The sequence below is a fragment of the Bradyrhizobium sp. 6(2017) genome (assembly GCF_011058295.2).
Lineage (GTDB): Bacteria > Pseudomonadota > Alphaproteobacteria > Rhizobiales > Xanthobacteraceae > Bradyrhizobium > Bradyrhizobium septentrionale.
In genome coordinates this window covers 1330033-1348981 of the sequence record NZ_CP049289.2, presented here as the reverse complement: position 1 = coordinate 1348981, position 18949 = coordinate 1330033, and the positions used below count along the sequence as shown (strand labels likewise).

Genomic DNA, 18949 nt, shown 5'->3' with positions numbered 1-18949 from the left:
CGACGGATCAGTTGGTCGGCATCACATAAGCGTAGATCCGGCCGCGCGAGACCGGCGCCTCGCGGACACGATGGCCGCTGTTGCCCGAGATCATGATCGGATTGCCCTTAGCATCGACGCCGGTGATGATGCCGACGTGACCGCCGCCACGGCGACTCATCACGGCGATGGCGCCGACTTGCGGCCCCGAAACGCGCTCACCGTATTTGGCGAATGAACTCGCCATGTCGGAGCCGGTGCCGCGATGGCCAGTGTGCTGCAGCACCATGTTCATGAAGCGCGCGCACCACAGGCTGCGGCGATCGGTCGGATTGCCGCCGAGATAGCGGCGCGCCTCGGCGACGATGCCGGACGAGCCGAAGCCGCTCTCAGCACTCACACCACCGGTGTTGGGCACGGCTTCAGCGCCGCCCGGCAACACGGACGCATTGGCCTCGGCGAAGCCGCCGGCCTGCGTCAGTGCGCGGCGCTTGGCGCGCGACAGCCGCGCGGTGTGGCGATAGCGATGACGGGCGTGGTGTCGCGCGTGATGGCCGGCATGGGCCGAATGCGCGTGACGCGAATGATGCGGACGGGCGGACGCCGGAGCGGCGGCGATCACGGCGAGCGTGAGCGAACACAGAGCCAGCGCCAAAACACGAAGCGACCGACGATACGCAAGCAACTGAACCATACTTCTCGAGATCCTCTGTAACACCCCCCAATTCCCCATCGCGTTCCCTTGGGAACGCGGCGGTGGTTTTGAAATTCGGGATGTGGCGAGAGGAAGATTTCATGCGGCGCCGCGGAAACGATTTCCGGGTCATTCCGCGCAAACTCCATGACCAAAAATAATCGGAGCTGCCGCATTGCGGCCGCGAAAATTAATTGCAAATCTGAGGTCGGCCAACGAGAGGAGAATTTCAATGCCCCACGCCGTCACGAAAGATAACGTCCGCCTGCATTTCGAAGAGGCCGGCCACGGAACCTCGATCATCTTCCTGCACGAGTTCGCCGCGGACCACACCAATTGGGAACCGCAGATGCGCTACTTCTCGCGCGGGCACCGCTGCATCGCCTATTCCGCGCGCGGCTACACGCCGTCGGACGTGCCGCCGAATGCCGAGGTCTACACCTACAAACATTTCTACACCGACGCGCTTGCGGTGCTGGACCACCTCGACATCGCGAAGGCCCATTTCATAGGTCTCTCGATGGGCTCCTATTCGTCGCTGCAGGTCGCGCTCAACGCGCCCGAGCGCGCGCTGTCGATGACGCTCGCCGCGGTCGGCTCCGGCTCGAGCCTCGAGAATCTCGAAGCCTTCCGCGCGCAGTGCCGCGCCAATGCCGAGCAATATGAGACCATCGGCTCGGTTGAGGTCGCCAAGGTGACGCGCGAGGCGCCGAGCCGGATTCCGTTCCTGGTCAAGGATCCGCGCGGCCACGCCGATTTCTATGCCGCGCTCGCCCGCCATGATGCCAAGGGCTCGGCCAACACGATGCGCAGCTTCCAGGGTGGCAGGCCTTCGATCTACACCATGACCGAGGCCATCAAGGGCGCAGCCACGCCGGCGCTGATCCTGTGCGGCGACGAGGACGACAATTGCATCGCGCCCAGCATGTTCCTGAAGCAGCATCTGCCGGCCGCCGGCCTGTCGTTCTTCCCGAAGTCGGGTCACGTGCTCAACCTCGAGGAACCGGCGCTGTTCAACGAGATGGTGGAGCGGTTCATCGCGCTGGTCGAGGCCGGCCGCTGGCCGGTGCGCGATCCGAGATCGCTGGTGGCGGCGCCGGTGTGACGCGCCACGCACCGATCATTTCCCTTGCCCGCCGCGGCTGAGCAGGAACACGCCCTGCTCGCCGAACATGTTCCACACCCACCACGGCAGATTGAGCGGCACCGGGCGGCCGTAGAGATCGAGCGCGACCGCGCGCTCCATCTTGACGTTGATCTCGTCGCAGAGCTGCACGAAATCCTTGATGGTGCAGAAATGGATGTTGGATGTGTCGTACCAGCTTGCCGGCAAATTCTCGGTGCGCGGCATGTGGCCGCCGATCAGGAGCTGCAGCCGCATCTTCCAGAAGCCGAAATTCGGGAACGAGACGATGGCGCGCTGGCCGATGCGCAACAGATTCTCCAGCACCACCTTCGGCTGCCGCGTCGCCTGCAGCGTCTGCGACAGGATCACGTAGTCGAAGGCGTCATCGGGATAGTTGACGAGGTCGGTGTCGGCGTCGCCCTGCACCACCGCGAGCCCCTTGGCGACGCAGCCATTGACACCCTCGCGCGACAGCTCGATGCCGCGGCCGTCGATGCCGCGGCTCTCCAGGAGCTGCAGCAATTCGCCATCGCCGCAGCCGACATCGAGCACGCGCGAGCCCGGCCGCACCATGTCGGCGACCAGCAGATGATCGGTGCGATAGCTGCCGGTTCGCTCCGGCGCGACGCCCGGCAACGGCAATGTCTGCTGCATGCTCATGATTGGCCGCCGCCGTTCAGTCCGCGCGCCTTGCCTGCGGCCTGCAGGAAGGCGCGGGAGATTTCCAGGAATTCGGGCACGTCGAGCAGGAAGGCGTCATGGCCGCGATCGGTTTCGATCTCGGCGAACGACACCCGTGCGCTCGACGCATTCAGCGCGTGCACCAGCGCGCGCGATTCCGAGGTCGGAAACAGCCAGTCGCTGGTGAACGACACCACGCAGAACCGGGTCTTGATGCCGGCGAACGCTTTCGCCAGCACGCCGTCATGGTCGCCGGCGATGTCGAAATAGTCCATCGCGCGGGTCAGATAGAGATAGGAGTTGGCATCGAAGCGCTCGACAAAGGACGAGCCCTGGTAGCGCAGATAGCTCTCGACCTGGAAATCCGCATCGAACGAGAAGGTCGGCAGCTCGCGGTCCTGCATCCGCCGCCCGAACTTGCGGTGCAGCGCGGCGTCCGACAGATAGGTGATGTGCGCAGCCATCCGCGCAACAGCCAATCCACGATGCGGATGGGTGTCCTCGTCGACATAGCGGCCGCCGCGCCAGTCCGGATCGGCCATCACGGCCTGGCGTCCGAGCTCGTGGAACGCGATGTTCTGCGCCGAGTGGCGCGTCGAGCAGGCGATCGCGAGCGTCGAGAACACGCGGTCGGGATAGGCGGCGGTCCATTGCAGCACCTGCATGCCGCCCATCGAGCCGCCGACCACGCAGAACAGCGTGGTGATGCCGAGCCGATCGATCAGCATCGCCTGCGCGCGCACCATGTCGGGGATCGTGATGATCGGGAAATCGAGCCCCCACACCTTGCCGGTCGCAGGATTCAGCGACGCCGGCCCGGTCGAGCCCATGCAGCCGCCGATAACGTTGCAGCAGATGATGAAGTATTTTTCGGGATCGATCGGCTTGCCGGCGCCGACCATGGTGTCCCACCAGCCGGGCTTGCCGGTGACGGGATGGGTGTTGTTGACGTGCTGATCGCCGGTCAGCGCGTGACAAACCAGGATCGCATTCGAGCGGTCGGCATTGAGCTCGCCATAGGTCTGGTAGGCGATCTGGAATGGCGCGAGATCGACGCCGCAATCGAGCTTCAGCGGCTGGTCCATCCCGAACTTCGCCAGCAATGACGACGGATGATCGGCCTCATGGGCGCGATCATCGCTCTGGGTTTGTGGGCTCGGTATCGGACGCACATTGCTCATCTAGGCGACCCTGCCTCCGCGCGGGAGGGCTCGACGGACCTCAAGCCAATAAAAAACCCGGCCTGAACAAAGGTTCGGCCGGGAGCTGATAAGGTCCCCGGCCTGTTTAGCGAGTTGTTTAACGTGGCTGCAAGCCGGCCGGCTCAAATGACCACGGGACGCAAGGAACGTAGTCCCCGGGTGCCCCGCCGTCAAGGCAGCCAGATCGCCGGCCGATTGGTTAACCGAATGCGCAAGGCACGCCTGCGACGTTTCTCTTTGCTTTCGGTGGCTGTCTTTTCTAATCAGGGACCCTGTCTGACGCGGCATCGGGCCGGGCGGACAACAAGGTTTTAGAGCATGTCCAAGCCACCCCCGTCGCCGCCCTCGCTGCAGGAGCTGCGCAAGGAGATCGATGCGATCGACGAGCAGGTTCACCGCCTGTTGATGGCGCGCGGCGACATCATCGACCGCCTGATCCAGGTCAAGAAGACCCAGGAGGTCGGCTCGGCGTTCCGCCCGGCGCGCGAGGCCAGCATGATGCGGGAGCTGGTGCAGCGCCATCGCGGCATCCTGCCGCTCGACACCATCGAGAGCATCTGGCGCGTCATCATCTCGACGTTCACTTATGTGCAGGCGCCGTTCGCGGTGCATGCCGATGTTTCGGTCGGTGAGTCCGCGATGCGCGACTCGGCACGGTTTCACTTCGGCTTCGTGGTGCCCTACGTCTCGCATTTCAGCGCGCAGGCCGCGGTCGAGGCGGTCGCGAAATCGAAGGGCGACCTCGCGCTGGTCTCCGCGATCGCCAGCCGCACGCCGTGGTGGAATGCGCTGGAAGCCGATGGCGCGCCGAAGATCATCGCGCGGCTGCCGTTCCTGGAACGCGCCGACCATCCCGCCGCGCTGCCGGTGTTCGTGATCTCGCGGGTCGCCGACGACGCCATGGTGACCGAGGTCGAGATGTGGAGCGTGCGCGTCTCCGGCTGGAACGCCGATGTCGCACGCGCCCTGGCCCCGCTCGCCGAGATCGTCGCGGTCCCCGACACCGCCTTCGACGGCGCGGCCTTGCTGGTCTCGGTCGCGGGGCAAGACCTTAAGAACAAGGGCTTCGAGAAGATCAAGTTCGCGCTGATCGAGGCCGGCGCCTCGGTCCGCTCTTCGGCCCTCGTCGGCAGCCACGCAACGCGCTATACGGTGCCCTCTAACGGGTCGGCCAAAAGCTAGCCGCCCGTCTAGATTCTTGTTTTGACGCGTTTTCTTTACGCGAACCGGTATCCACTTCGCTGGAAAACGCTCTGTTCGGAGTTGATAATGTCCCGCCCCGTGCCGAACCCCGGCATTCTCGATATTGCGCCCTACACGCCCGGCAGGAGCCCGGTGCCGGAACCGGGCCGCAAGGTGTTCAAGCTGTCCGCCAACGAGACGCCGTTCGGGCCGTCGCCGAAGGCGATCGCGGCCTACAAGAAGGCGGCCGACCATCTCGAGGACTATCCAGAGGGCACCTCGCGCGTGCTGCGCGAGGCGATCGGCCGCGCCTATGGCCTCGATCCTGACCGCATCATCTGCGGCGCCGGCTCCGACGAGATCCTCAATCTGCTGGCGCACACCTATCTCGCACCCGGCGACGAGGCGATCTCGACCACCCATGGCTTCCTGGTCTACCCGATCGCCACCATGGCGAACGGCGCCAGGAACGTGATCGCGGCCGAGACCAACTTCACGGCCGATGTCGACGCCATTCTCAAGGTGGTGACGCCGCGCACAAAACTGGTCTGGCTTGCCAACCCGAACAATCCGACCGGCACCTATATCCCGTTCGACGAGGTCAAGCGCCTGCGCGCCGCGCTGCCGTCGCATGTGCTGCTGGTGATCGACGCCGCCTATGCCGACTACGTCTCGCGCAACGATTACGAGCTCGGCATCGAGCTGGTCGCGACGACGGACAATACGGTGGTGACGCACACCTTCTCGAAGATCCACGGCCTTGCCGCGCTGCGGATCGGCTGGATGTTCGGCCCGGCGCATATCGTCGATGCCTGCAACCGCATCCGCGGTCCGTTCAACGTCACGACGCCGGCGATGCTGGCGGCGGTGGCGGCGATCGAGGACTCGGCGCATGTGCAGATGTCGCGGACCCACACCGAGCAGTGGCGCAACTGGCTGACCGAGGAGATCGGCAAGCTCGGATTGAAGGTGACGCCGAGCGTCGCCAATTTCGTGCTGATCCATTTCCCGACCGACAAGGGCAGGACCGCGGCGGAAGCCGACGCCTTTCTCACGCGGCGCGGCCTCGTGCTGCGCGCGCTCAACAATTACAAGCTGCCGCATGCGCTGCGCATGACCATTGGCACCGAGGAAGCCAACCGCCTCGTGGTCAAGGGGCTGCGCGACTTCCTGGCCGGAAAGTGACATCGTGACCACAGCTCCGCTCTTCAACCGCATTGCGCTGATCGGCTTCGGCCTGATCGGCGGCTCGATCGCGCGCGGCGCCCGCGCGCAAGGGCTGGTTGGCGAGATCGTGACCACCGCACGTTCGGAGAAGACGCGCGCGCGCGTCGCCGAGCTCGGCATCGTCGATCGCGTCGTCGAGACCAATATCGAGGCGGTCAAGGATGCCGACCTCGTCATCCTCTGCATCCCGGTCGGCGCCTGCGGTCCGGTCGCGGCCGAGATCGCTGGCCATCTCAAGCCCAGCGCCATCATCTCCGACGTCGGCTCGGTGAAGGGCGCCGTCGTCAAGGACATGGCGCCGCATCTGCCTGACGGCGTGCACTTCGTGCCCGCGCATCCAGTGGCCGGCACCGAGCATTCGGGACCGGATTCCGGCTTCGCCGAGCTCTTCATCAACCGCTGGTGCATCCTGACGCCGCCCGAAGGCACCGATCCCGCCGCGACCAACCGGCTGCGCGCGTTCTGGGCCGCGCTCGGTGCCAAGGTCGAGATCATGACGCCGGATCATCATGACCTGGTGCTCGCGATCACCAGCCATCTGCCGCATCTGATCGCCTACACCATCGTCGGCACCGCCGACGAGCTGGCGCAGGTGACGGAATCCGAGGTGATCAAATTCTCCGCCGGCGGTTTCCGCGACTTCACCCGCATCGCGGCGTCGGACCCGACGATGTGGCGCGACGTGTTCCTCGCCAACAAGGACGCCGTGCTGGAAATGCTCGGCACCTTCACCGAGGACCTGTCGAAGCTGACCCGCGCGATCCGGCGCGGCGACGGCGAAGCGCTGTTCGACCACTTCACCCGCACCCGCGCCATCCGCCGCGGCATCGTCGAGACCGGCCAGGATTCCGCGGCGCCGGATTTCGGTCGGCCGCATGCGAATTTGAAGAAGTAGAATCACGCGAACCGCTTTCTCCACTTCGTCGTCCTGGCGAAAGCCAGGACCCATACCACCGCATTCGGTGATAAAAGGGATCGTGGCCCCAGCGTCGCGCAACAATTCAGATTTGGGGTAATGGGTCCTGGCTTTCGCCAGGACGACCATGAGGATGGTTCTCGACTCAATCTGTCAAACAGCCTGTTCGGTGTCATCACCCGCGCATGCGGGTGATCCAGTATTCCAGAGACGCCAGCGATTGAAACGATAGGCCGCGGCGTACTGGATCGCCCGGTCCCGTCTACGCCAAGGCTTCGACGAGGCCACGAATCCCTGGCACGCCGAAGCTTTAGCGAAGGCGGCGAGCCGGGCGATGACAGATGAGAATGAGGACGCAGCTTCGCAGTCCCGCGACATTACCTGCCCGAGCTTTGCTCTTCGTTCCGCCCTCTCCTCAAACAGAGGGCGCAGGGAAAGCCGGGTGCCGATCGCACCCATGGGTCCCGCGTAGTAAAAAACGCGGGAGGTAGGACCACAGGTGTAACCGGGAACATCCCGGCTTTCCCTGCGCGATGGGTTACGGCTTACTTCGTGCTCTCCCCGGCGAGACTTGGCTTTTTTGTCACCGCCTTCACAAGACGCGATAGCGTTTTGTGAAAAGACACCTACCACTAGGGCGTCAGAACCACACGACTTCACCGTCCGCTTCACACGCATTCGTCGACTGCGCGCTCGCCGTCCACCGCATCTCACCGCAACACCCGTGACGATGCGCAGCGCCCCTCGATCGGGTGAGACGGGCGAACCATACACCGAGTTGTTTTTCTGATAACGCGAAATATTTTCAGCGCGCGAGCATTGACAGGTTTTGCTGAGTTGCCCGTCGGGTTGTTTTGTCGCAGCCAGATCGCGCCGTCATGGCACGATCCGGGACCTGTCCTCATAAACATCGGCGCCCGAGGGCGAGGCGGAAAGTCGTCTCGCTCTCCCGCAATCGTCGGCTTTTGCCACGAGGCGGACTTGGCGCCAGTCACCGCCGAAGCTCGTGTTGACCCCTGCCGAAAGTGGCCCCTTATGGTAAAACTATTTCATGTCTCAATTTGTCGTCTGCTCGCGAAACGCCAAGTCGACGGTCCTCAATATCAGCCGTCGAGCCTTGCTCGCGTTCATAGGAAGCCTCGTTGCCCTCCCGATTTCACGTGCTCAGGACAATGCGGCCTCAGGCAGCAGCAGCGATTTTGAGCATCGTATCCAGCGCATCGTGAATGCCCTAAGGCCTGCTATCGCCGACGCCAGCGGTCGTCCGATGAGGCTTGCTGATCGGATGAACGAACTGCACGTTCCTGGCGTCAGCATCGCCGTGATTCATGGCGGCGCAATCCAGGCCCGCGGGTTCGGGGCCGCCACCATCGGTGGTCCGCCTGTAACGCCTGAAACGTTGTTCCAAGCGGCCTCAATCAGCAAACCGGTTACCGCTGTAGCGGCGCTCGCATTGGTTCAGGCCGGGAAACTCGATCTCGATGGCGACGTCAATTTAGCCCTTAAGACCTGGAGAATTCCTGTTAACTCGTTCACCGATCAATCAAGGGTTACACTTCGAAGCCTGCTGAATCATTCGGCTGGTATAACCGTTCCCTATTTTCCGGGATATCCTGCAGATGCACCCGTTCCGTCACTCGCCGAGGTTCTCAACGGCGCGCCGCTGTGGTGTCGTGCCCTAGCCCGGTTCGAGCTGTCAGCGCATGATTGGTTTGCACTATGCGCTCCTGCAAACACCGCGCCTGTCATTGTCGATCACGAGCCCGGCGCCAGGTTCGCGTATTCTAGCGGCGGCTATACTATAGTGCAGCAATTGCTCATCGACGTAACTGACAAGGCGTTTCCAGAACTGCTTGAAGAAGTTGTCCTCAAGCCGTTCGGAATGACCCACAGCAGTTTCCTCCAGCCGCTGCCCAAAAATGTCGCTCAAAATGCCGCAACACCCTATCGAGCGAGCGGAGCGCCGGTACCGGGAGGTCCCCATACCTATCCGGAATTGGCTGCCGCGGGATTGTGGACGACCCCTACCGACGTCGCGCACTTTGCGCTGGGTGTGCTGGACGCATGGACCGGCCGCGACACATCCGTGTTGTCTCAGGCCCCGACCCTTCAAATGCTCACACCGGGTCTTGGCGATTATGGACTGGGTCTGATTGTTCGCGGAGTCTCGCCGCATCGACAATTTCAGCATAGGGGCGTCAATGATGGATTCGTCAGTTCTATGATCGTGTTCGAAAATGGTGATGGCGCCGTTATCATGACGAACGGGGCTCGCGGTGGAGAACTGGCCAGCGAGCTCATGCAAAGTATCGCAGCGGAATATAATTGGCCGGATGGCCAGCCCTAGGATGATTCCGCCAATCAACATAAGCCGGCAAGCGTTGGGTTGATTGGTCGGAAGCGATCCGGGCGTTGACCGTGTCTCTTTGAATGTCCGTTGTTGGAGAGGAAGCGGACGCGACCAATTTACGAGTCCACGTCCTACGCCGGCGGCAGGCCGAGCGACTGGGCGGCCTCCATCCAGCCCGGCAATTCGCGCTGATACAGCGCGTTGCTGTCCTTGAAGCCGATCGCGGGCTCCAGCACGAAGGTGTTGAGAACCTCCTTCACCTTGGCATCGTCGTTGGCGGCGACGCAGAGCTCGGACAGCCGGTCGACGATCGGCTGCGGCGTCGCCTTCGGCACCGCCCAGCCCGAGAAGCCGCTCAAGGTGAAGAATTTCGACGTCGCGCCCTGTTCGGGCAGCGTCTTGATATCCGGGATCGCGGCGACCTTCTTGGAGTGCACCGCGAACACTGTGCCGCGGCCGCTTTGCAGCGCGGATTGCGCGGCGGTGTAGCTGCCCATCGCGACATCGAGCGTGCCTTCCGCGAGCCCGGTCCACATCGGCGCTTCGCCGCGATAATGGATCGGCTCGATGGTGAGGCCGTATTGCTTGTTGAGCTCGTTGATCGTCATGTGCGGCGCCGAGCCCGCGCTGTAGGTGCCGAAATTCACCTTGCCGCTGCTGCGTGCATGGGCGACGAAGTCCGCCAGCGTCTTGACGCCGAGCTTCGGGTTCGCGACCAGCAGCAGCCCGGCGCCCGGGATCACGCTGACCAGCGTCAGGTCCTTGTCCATGTCATAGCCGGGGTTCTTCATCATCGCCCGGTTCATCACATAGGTGGCCGAGATCGAGCAGAGGATGGTGTGGCCGTCGGGCGCGGCGCGCGCGACTTCCGCCGCGCCGATCGATCCCGAGGCACCGGCCTTGTTCTCGATCACGACGGTCTGCCCGACCTGCCGCGAGATGTATTCGCCGAAAGCGCGCGCCAAGAGGTCGGTCTGCCCGCCTGCGGGATAGCTGCAGATCATCCGGATCTGCCGCGACGGCTACGCCGCCTGCGCCGACGCCCGGCGCGACAGCAAGGGCATCGCGGCAGCCGCCGCGCCGGCAGCGATGACGTGACGGCGACTGAATTTCACCAACGCGATTCTCTCCCTGAATTTTCAGCGAGGTTATCGCATCGTCCGGCGACAGCGACGGGACAGATTGGCGCAGCGGGCGCGTCGGGCCGGACGCGACAGCCGACAGGCAGACGACCAGTCGGCGATCGTGCACGATAAGGCTCCTGCACCGCTCTCCACCCGTGATAGGATGGGTCCGATACAGACTAGATCGATGCGGCCCGGTGCGGCGTCTGGAACGGTTGCGGGATGGCCAAGCGGACGAAGAAGACACAACCGCAGACGGGATCGCTCGCCCCCACCACCCGATCTCCAACCCCACGCTTACAAGGCCGCGAGCAGGACGTTGCTCTTATCGATCGGTTGATCGACCGCATCGATCAAGGTGGATCGACGCTCATTGTCAGCGGCGAGCCCGGAATCGGGAAATCGACCCTGCTCGAAATCGCCAGGCAGCGAGCCGGTGAGCGCGGCTTTTCGGTCCTCAGCATGGCTGGCGTCCTGGCCGAAGTTCATTTGCCGTTCGCAGCGCTCGAGCAGGCATTGCGGCCTCTGATGAAGCAGGCCGCGCGCCTGATTCCTCGGCAACGGTCGGCGCTGCTGGCCGCCTTCGGCATGCACGACGACGCTGGTCCGTCCGATCTCTTTCTGGTGGGGCTGGCGGCGCTGTCCCTTCTCACCGAACGCGCAACACGCGGGCCCATCCTACTTGTTGCCGACGATGCCCAGTGGCTGGATCAGGCAACCTACGAGGTGTTGGCGTTCATCTCGCGCAGGCTGAGTTCGGACCCCATCGTTCTGCTGCTGGCCATGCGCGATGGTTTCAATCGTCCGTTTGGAGATGCCTCCACACTGCGGCTGCATCTTGCCGGACTTGATCGAGTCGATGCCGAGCGCCTGCTGGACGCCAACGCACCGGGCCTGTCGGCCGATCTGCGCGGCCGCTTCCTCGAACAGGCTGCCGGCAACCCGCTGGCCCTTGTCGAACTGCCCCGCGGCGAGCGGGCAACGGAAGCGCGCGATGCACCGTGGCTTCCACTCACGGAGCGTCTGGAACGCGCCTTCTCGAGCCGCGTGTCGGACCTTCCAGATTGGACCCGAACCCTGCTGTTCGTGGCGGCGGAAAATGACGGAACTTCGCTGTACGAAGTTCTGCATGCCGGAGAGGCGGTATTGGGCGTGCGGGTCGGGGTCGACGCCCTGGCGCCGGCTGTCGCCGCCGGACTGATCGAGGTCGACGCCACGGACGTACGTTTCCGCCATCCGCTGGTTCGCTCCGCGATGCATCAGGCGGCTGAGCTGGCGACGCGTCAAAAAATTCACGCAGCGCTGGCGAGGACCATTCAGGATCAGTTGGATCGCCAGCTATGGCATCGCGCGGCGGCGACGATCGGACCGGACGACGAACTGGCGGACGAACACGATCTTATGGCGACCCGGGCATTGCGGCGGGGCGCAGTTGCCATGGCGATCGCGGTCCTTGAAAATGCGGCCCGACTGAGCAGTACGGCGAAAGCCAGGAGCGACCGTCTGCTGCGGGCTGCCGAACTTGCCGCCGATCTGGGACAACCAGATCTCATGGAACGTTTGCTCCGCCAGGCCGACGTCGATGAAAGCGACCCGCTCACATCGGCCAGGATCGGCTGGTGTCGCGAAATCGGCCAACCTCCGGCGATCGATGATCCCGCAAAGATCCCGGCCCTGCTTGGATTCGCCGCCCGGGCCCACGCCGCAGGCGCAACGGGTCTGACAGCCAATCTTCTTTGGCGTGCCGCGCAACGCTGCTGGTGGAGCAGTGCAAGCGACGAACTCCGCACCAGGGTTTTTGTTGCGGCAGGCCGGCTGAAGCTGCCGGCGAGGGATCCTCTTCTGCTCGCGATCTCCGCCTATGTCGAACCGCTTCGGCACGGAGGTGACGTGCATGTCAAACTCCACGAGTTGTCCAGGACAAGGGATGGCGATCCAGTCGTTGCGGGAATCCTGGGAAGCGCGGCGAATGTCATCGGCGCATTCGATCTCGGCACAGGCCTGCTCGCCGGGTCCAGTGCAGCGCTACGCGCACAGGGCCGGCTCGGCGATCTTGCGCGGGTGCTGTTCGCGCAAGGTTGGGCCGAAATGGAAGTCGGCGACTGGACGAGTGCGACGAGGGAGGCCGAAGAATCGGTCCGGCTCGCCGAAGAGACAGACGGCACCTTGTGGATCGCGGCGGCCACGATCCTGAAGGCGCATCTCGCCGGAATGCAAGGCAATCTGGAGCAATCCGAAGCGCATGCGGCGCAGGCGGAGCGCCTTGCCCTATCGATAGGCGCCAGCTTCCTGCTCGCAATGCTGCAGCTCGCGCGTGGCATTTCCGCGATCGGCGCAGGCCGGCACTGGGAGGCCTATCAACATCTGCGACGTCTGTTCGCACCTGCCGATCCAGCTTTCAATTCCGGTCTCCAGTTCTTCGGACTTGCGGATTTCGTCGAATCCTCTGTGCTCTCTGGCAACGCCGAAACGGCCCGTGCAGTGGTCGACGAGATGGAGCATGGATCGGCCCCGACGCCGGTCCCCTGGGTCGAAACCATGCTCCACTACAGCAACGCGCTACTTGCGGCACCTGAGGATGCTGAACAGTCCTTCTTGCGCGGTCTCGGGCCGGCTGCGAAGAGATGGCCATTCCTGCGAGGACGGATTCTTCTCGCCTATGGCGGCTGGCTGCGCCGGCAGCGGCGTCCCGCCGACGCGAGGGCCCCGCTGCGCGAAGCCCGCGACATCTTCGACGCACTCGGTGCTTCGCCCTGGAGTGACCGCGCACGGGAGGAACTACGTGCTTCAGGGGAAGCCAGCCGCCGGCGGACCGAGCAGGTATGGGAGACGCTGACTCCACAGGAGCTTCACATCGCGCAACTCGCCAGTGAGGGCCTCTCCAACAAGGAAATCGGGGCCAGGCTGTATTTGTCCCACAGAACGGTCGGCTACCATCTGCACCGGATATTCTCGAAGACCGGCATCACCTCACGATCCGGCCTGCGCCACATTCTTGCCAGGACCAGCCCTTCCGCGAGCTAACCGACCGGTCACCGGACTGGTCATTCGACAGAAGCGATCGCTCCTCCTTCCGGGATACCCAGGTGCTGCGTGCAACCCCTCTCCTGAGAGAACGACCGTGAAACGCTTCTCGTCACTTGCCATCCTAAGCCTCGGAGCAATGCTCATGACCCAAGCCGCCGACGCGGCCCCGGACGCCGCCACTGACCCTCGGATCGATCCTCAGATCCGTTCCTTCCTCGCCAAGCTCAACAAGGACCCCAGTCCGTTCTGGGAACTGCCCCAGCCAAAGCCGCAGCAGATTGTCTCCGACCTGCAGCGCCAGACGGCCGTCGATATGTCCGGCGTCACGACGTCTGAACAAACGATCAACCAGGATGGCCGGACCGTAAAGCTGTACATCATGAAGCCGGTCCAAACGAGCGCCCGGCCCGGCGTCGTGCTGTTCATTCATGGCGGTGTCTGGATTGTCGGCAATTTCGAGAACCATCAGCGCCTGCTGCGCGATCTCGTCGTCGGCACGGGGCAGATCGGGGTATTCGTCGAGTACACGCCGCTGCCGGAGGCCAAGTTTCCGACTCAGCTTGAGGAGAGCTACGCAGCCCTGCAATGGATCGCGCAGCATGCGGCAGAGTTCGGTGCTGATGGCAGCCGGATCGCGGTCGCCGGCAATTCGGTCGGAGGCAACATGGCCGCCGTGCTTGCCCTGATGAGCAAGGACCGCAGCGGGCCCAAGATCAGCTTGCAAGTGCTCCTGATTCCGGCGACCGACGCCAGCGTGGATACCGGTTCCTATCGCGAGTATGGGACCGGCCGTTTCCTGGCACGCGCGTTCATGAAGTATGGATGGGATCTCTACGCTCCCGACATCAAGACGCGCGACAATCCCTATGTGTCGCCGTTACGCGCCAGCATCGATCGGCTCAGAGACCTGCCGCCGGCGCTCGTCATCACGGCGGAAAACGACCCGCTGCGCGATGAGGGAGAGGCTTACGCAAGGAAGCTGAAGGATGCCGGCGTAGCGGTCGCCGCGGTTCGCTACAACGGCACGATCCATGACTTCGTGTCGCTGAACGCGATCCGCAAAGTGCCTTCTACCGAAGCCGCGATCGGCCAGATCAACGAGGCCCTGCGCCAGCATCTCGATCCAGCCACCCACTAAGCATTTCGAGCGAGGTGGATGCCGTTCGCGTAAACGCCTCAAAACAACGAGCCGCAGCCCCGTTCCTATTCGATCGGAACGTGGCTGCAACGCTGTGATCGGCGCGGCGGCCTCTCGCGCTGCCGCGCCGATCGTACGATATCCCGCGCGAGGGACTAATGACTCCGCCCAGAACAGCGGCGGGATTTGACCGACGTTCAGTGGCCATCGCCCTCAATGCGGCCCTTGACGTCGACGCCCGGCGCGGTGGGTTATGCCTGCAGCTAAACCTACGAAGCTGCTCGATTCGACCGCACCGACATCGCCGCAACCTTCTGCGCCAGCCGCTGCCGGCCGACGAGGCCGGCGGTGGCCAGCATGACGACGCCGCCAAACCACCACGAGCCGATCACGAACTCCCAGGCCCGCGGCGGAATCTCGTCGAAGACGATGCCATAGACCGACACCAGCGCGGCCAGCGCGGCGAAGAAGATGCCGCCCGCGCTCAGAAGCTCGACGACGTCGATGCGCCCCGTCGCGCGCACCGTCAGCTTTGGAATATCGATGCCGAGATAGAAGCCGACGGCACCGATCACGATCGTCGTCGCGATGAAGGCCAGCGTGCTGAACATCGCGATGTGGCCCTTCGAGAGCTGGGCGGCGACGAAGGTGCCGGCCATGGCGCCGGCCATCGCCAGCCCGGTTCGTTGCATCACATGCGCGGCGCGGCTGACCATCATCAACTCGCGCGCGAGCACGGCTCGCTCCTTTCTGGTCACGATCCTCATCTGCAGTGTTCCTTTGCTCGCGCTTCGGTTCTGACCGGTTCGCTGCGCTCCCTCTCCCCGTTCTTAAGGGGTCGAGACGAGCGTAGCTCGCTCTTAGAGGGTTGGGGTGAGGGGCCGTCTCCGCACATACGGTGATAGCTGCGTTTGCGGAGACTCCCCCTCACCCGGATTGCATCTCCGATGCAACGTAGCCGAAGCTCCGCTTCGGCGTTCTTGAGAACGGCCGCCGAAGGCGGCCTGCGCCTCTCCCCACACGCGGGGCGAGGTGAAGCGGAGTCCACTGCTCGACCCGTAGTATCCTCGTCATGCCCTAGAACGGGTAGTAGCGGATTTGCGTCATCACGATGTGGTCATCGGTCTTCGGCGCGCCGCCGACGCCCTGGAAGGCGAAGCGCTGGGTGTAGGAATATTGCGCGCCGGCCTTGATGGTCCCGTAGTCGCCCTTGAAGATCGTGTCGTAGAAGCCCGCGGTGTATTGCCGGACCTCCGACGTGTTCGCGTTGCAGGTTGCGGCCGGCGAGTTCTCGGTGTTGCAGCCGAGATTGTTGTAGAGCGGATTGCCGTAGCCGAACGGCACGGTGCCGACATCGGAGAACGTCGCCTTGGTCTTCTCGAGCCCGGCATAGGCGTAGAGATCGAGCGACGGCGTCGTGTGCCAGACCGAGCCGACCAGGAACGCCGTGATCGGCAGCGGCTGGATCGAGCCGTCCTGGCGCACCGTCGCGTCGGGGAATGGCGTTGCGGTGAAGCGGCCGAGCGCGCCGTAGGACGCCGAGGCCTGCACTTCCAGCGTCTTCGGCACGATCTCGGCCGAGAGGTGGCCACCGAAGCTCACCGTGTTGACGTCATGATTGGCGAAATCGAAGCGATCGTAGAAGTCGCGATATAACGCCCATGCCTCGACATGCAGCTTGTAGGGCCCGAGCCGCGGGTCCCACGCGCCCTTCACGGTGATGTCAGGAACGTGGTTGAGGCTGACATTGTTCAGGCTGTTGAAGAAGCTACCGCCCGGACCGGTGAGATTGACCAATAGATTCGGATTGAGCACGCCCTGCGGCCCGACCGCGGGCGTGCCGACCAGCGGCGTGTTGCCGCCGAAGAAGGACGACTGCGGATTCTCGGCCGACACCGCGAGCTTGAATTCGGGGCCGATGTCCTGCCAGACCCGGACGCCCGGCTGCCGGGCGCCGAGGAAGCCCGGCACCAGCTCGAAATCGATCACGCCCGGCGTATCGGCGCCACGCGGATCGATGCCGGCCTTGCTCGGCGTATTGAGCGACCAGCTCTGGCCGGCGAGCACATGCAGGCCGAGATCGGTGCGGTCGATCTCGATGCTGGCCTGCCGCAGCCGCGGGTTGAACGAGTTGGTCGCGACCGAATTTGCGGTCTGCGCCGCACCCTCGAAATCGAGCTCGCCGAAGCCGGCGATATGAGTGGTCTCGGTCGCATTGGCTTCGGCGAGCACCGAGAAGCGGGTCTGGCGCGCGGTGAAGCGCGACTCGCCGGTGTTGTAGTTCTTGCTCTGCGGGAACGGAATGAAGTTGTAGACCGAGCCCGAGTCGGAAGCGAGGTTGCGGCTGCGGTAGATGCCGGTGAGATCGACCCAGCCGCCGAAGGTGAAGGTGACGCCCTTGTAGCAGAGCTTGCCCGATGCGCAGGGATCGAACGGCACCGGCGCCTTCGCCGCCATTTGCATATTCTGTCTTGTGTTCTCTCTTGCGGCCAGCGCGTCTTCCTTGCGCGCCTGCGCTTCCATTTTCTGTTCGAGCTGCTTGAGGCGCGCTTTCAACGCCTTCAGTTCGGACGCGTCGTCTTCCGCAAACGCAGAACCAGTCGACAGCAGCATGCTGCCGAGCAGAATTCCCCCGAGAATTCGCATCGCTTATCTCCCACGCGAGGTTGTTTCCTCAGGCCAGAGAGAGCGGTATTCGGGGAGTGATATTCGCGACGCCCCGCATTATTCCGGTCACGTTTTTCTCATCGCGACCGCGGGAATGTTTTGCCGCGACGGATGATACCGCCCGCGAGGGATTAGAGAGTGATGAGATTAGCGACCGCGAAGACGCTGCGCTCCCTCTCCCGCAAGCGGGAGGGTGGGGGTGGGGTATCGCCACGAATCCCATCGTGGAAAGAGCCCCCACCCGCCGCGCTACGCGCGTCGGCCTCCCCCGCAAGCGAGAGAGGCAAAGCGAGTCTGCGGACTGGCCGCTTCAACCAAAAGCGATCACGCTTGATGCGGCCGCTCAGAACAGCGGCGGAATCTGTCCGACCTTCAGCGGCCCCACAAACACCGCGCCGTCGGCGAAGCGCAGCGGGAAGCTGCGCGCCTTCTTGCCTTCGAGCGAAGCCTCGGTGCCGAGCGAATTGATGCCCGCGGAGATGCCGGCATTGGCGTTCTGCTTGATCACCTTGCCGAGGCCGGGAATCGCGCGGTCCAGCGCGCCGAACAGATTGCTGAGGTCCTGGCTCTTCACGCCCGGCGCGACGCGATCCAGCGTTGCCTGCGGCACGCCCTCCTCCAGCATCTTGTCGATGCCGAGCGCGGGGATGACGCGCTCGAGGCCGGCGACCGTCATCTGCAGCTCGCCCTCGATCAACCCTTGCGCGTTCAGGCGCAGCGTGCCGGCCGCGACCGAGACCACATCGCCCTGCTCGATCCGCGACTGCTGGATCTCGACGCTGCCGCCGGCCGCCTGGATCTCGCGGAAGCGATCCGGCCAGGGCTTTGGCGAGAAATCCTTCAACCCGTTGAGCCGCGCATGGATGTCGGCATTGAACGGCTGGGCGAGCAGCGGATGCACCTCCTGCAAGGTGCCGCCTGATATCTGCAGCACGGTCTCGATCGCGGGATTGTCGGGCGCCGAGCCGTCGACCTGTCGGCCGTGCAGCTCGATGTGGTTGACATGCGCCACCGGGATCGGCGCGACACCGCCGATGCGATCGATGGCGAGATCGTCAAACACCAGCGAGGCGCGCTGCGGCACCGCCGGCAAGCCGACCACGCTGCTGCGCCCCAGCTTCCAGTTCACCTGCAGCGTCGGCTGCGCGTTGCGCTCGGCGATCGTCGCCGGTCCCTTGAACTCGGCGATCACGCGCTTGGGGTCGTAGACCTGCGCCACCACCAGGATCTCGGCCAGCCGCGCCACGAACGCCATCTGCGGCGAGGCGGTCTGCGACACCAGCATCACGCTCGGATCGGTGCAGCGGACCTCGAAGCGGAACGGGTAACCCGCCACCGAACGGTTGCCGCAGTCATAGACCCGGCCGGCCTTCGCCTCCTGCGCGCGCCAGGCATCGGCCTGCACGCCGACCTCTGAGGCGGCGAAGAACCAGAAGCCGCTCCACGCGACCGCGGCGATCAGGACCGCGACGGGGACGGCATAGAGGCCGAAGCGCGAGCGGCGGCGGGGGGCGAAGGTCAAATCGGACATGCGGCGTCCTTTGGCGGGCGAATTTGTCAAAATCTAAGCGGCGGCAAGCCCTGAACAAGCCCTTAGCAAGCCTTGGAAACATCACGGAATTTGCTTCGCTTGGGC

General features: G+C 64.1%; 13 protein-coding genes, 1 pseudogene and 1 riboswitch. Of the genes and pseudogenes, 7 read left to right on the top strand and 7 right to left on the bottom strand.

Annotation, left to right across the window (positions count from 1 at the left end):
- Positions 1-7 precede the first annotated feature (7 nt).
- On the bottom strand, positions 8-673 hold the full coding sequence (locus G6P99_RS06305) for a TIGR02594 family protein (protein ID WP_029079705.1): 666 nt from the start codon (positions 671-673) through the stop codon (positions 8-10).
- A 232-nt stretch (positions 674-905) separates the two neighbouring features.
- Between G6P99_RS06305 and G6P99_RS06300 the strand changes: the two genes are divergently transcribed.
- Positions 906-1778 (top strand): alpha/beta fold hydrolase, encoded by an 873-nt coding sequence (locus tag G6P99_RS06300; RefSeq protein WP_029079706.1) that lies wholly within the window; start codon positions 906-908, stop codon positions 1776-1778.
- A gap of 15 nt (positions 1779-1793) precedes the next feature.
- Here G6P99_RS06300 and metW read toward each other — a convergent pair whose 3' ends face one another.
- Both metW and metX read right to left on the bottom strand, forming a co-directional pair.
- Positions 1794-2459, bottom strand: a complete 666-nt coding sequence (metW, locus tag G6P99_RS06295; protein ID WP_029079707.1) for a methionine biosynthesis protein MetW — start codon at positions 2457-2459, stop codon at positions 1794-1796.
- The gene (gene metX, locus G6P99_RS06290) at positions 2456-3661 is read right to left on the bottom strand and encodes a homoserine O-acetyltransferase MetX (protein ID WP_029079708.1); all 1206 of its coding nucleotides are present in this window, start codon (positions 3659-3661) and stop codon (positions 2456-2458) included. The genes metW and metX overlap by 4 nt, the downstream gene beginning before the upstream one ends.
- A gap of 85 nt (positions 3662-3746) precedes the next feature.
- Positions 3747-3826, bottom strand: a riboswitch (SAM riboswitch).
- A gap of 174 nt (positions 3827-4000) precedes the next feature.
- Between metX and G6P99_RS06285 the strand changes: the two genes are divergently transcribed.
- The 4 genes from G6P99_RS06285 to G6P99_RS06270 all read left to right on the top strand — a co-directional run bounded on the left by G6P99_RS06285 (position 4001) and on the right by G6P99_RS06270 (position 9354).
- Complete coding sequence (locus G6P99_RS06285; protein ID WP_029079709.1) at positions 4001-4864, top strand: chorismate mutase; 864 nt, start codon at positions 4001-4003, stop codon at positions 4862-4864.
- Between the two features lie 87 nt (positions 4865-4951).
- Positions 4952-6049, top strand: a complete 1098-nt coding sequence (gene hisC / locus G6P99_RS06280; RefSeq protein ID WP_029079710.1) for a histidinol-phosphate transaminase — start codon at positions 4952-4954, stop codon at positions 6047-6049.
- Positions 6050-6053: 4 nt separating this feature from the next.
- Positions 6054-6986: a prephenate/arogenate dehydrogenase family protein gene (locus G6P99_RS06275; RefSeq protein WP_029079711.1), complete on the top strand. Its 933-nt coding sequence runs from the start codon at positions 6054-6056 to the stop codon at positions 6984-6986.
- Positions 6987-8058: 1072 nt separating this feature from the next.
- Positions 8059-9354 carry a serine hydrolase domain-containing protein gene (locus tag G6P99_RS06270; RefSeq protein WP_084518373.1) on the top strand — a complete coding sequence of 432 codons (1296 nt, stop codon included), beginning with the start codon at positions 8059-8061 and terminating at the stop codon, positions 9352-9354.
- Positions 9355-9488: 134 nt separating this feature from the next.
- Here the strand turns inward: G6P99_RS06270 and G6P99_RS06265 are convergent.
- Positions 9489-10421 (bottom strand): annotated as a pseudogene (locus G6P99_RS06265) (Bug family tripartite tricarboxylate transporter substrate binding protein).
- 282 nt (positions 10422-10703) lie between these two features.
- Between G6P99_RS06265 and G6P99_RS06260 the strand changes: the two are divergent.
- On the top strand, positions 10704-13505 hold the full coding sequence (locus tag G6P99_RS06260; RefSeq protein ID WP_029079713.1) for an ATP-binding protein: 2802 nt from the start codon (positions 10704-10706) through the stop codon (positions 13503-13505).
- 145 nt (positions 13506-13650) lie between these two features.
- Complete coding sequence (locus G6P99_RS06255) at positions 13651-14646, top strand: alpha/beta hydrolase (RefSeq protein ID WP_245284588.1); 996 nt, start codon at positions 13651-13653, stop codon at positions 14644-14646.
- Between the two features lie 269 nt (positions 14647-14915).
- Here G6P99_RS06255 and G6P99_RS06250 read toward each other — a convergent pair whose 3' ends face one another.
- From G6P99_RS06250 to G6P99_RS06240, 3 genes are all read right to left on the bottom strand, one after another.
- Positions 14916-15413: a hypothetical protein gene (locus G6P99_RS06250; protein WP_029079715.1), complete on the bottom strand. Its 498-nt coding sequence runs from the start codon at positions 15411-15413 to the stop codon at positions 14916-14918.
- 310 nt (positions 15414-15723) lie between these two features.
- The gene (locus G6P99_RS06245; protein WP_246709459.1) at positions 15724-17292 is read right to left on the bottom strand and encodes a hypothetical protein; all 1569 of its coding nucleotides are present in this window, start codon (positions 17290-17292) and stop codon (positions 15724-15726) included.
- 364 nt (positions 17293-17656) lie between these two features.
- Complete coding sequence (locus tag G6P99_RS06240; protein ID WP_029079717.1) at positions 17657-18844, bottom strand: DUF2125 domain-containing protein; 1188 nt, start codon at positions 18842-18844, stop codon at positions 17657-17659.
- Positions 18845-18949 lie beyond the last annotated feature (105 nt).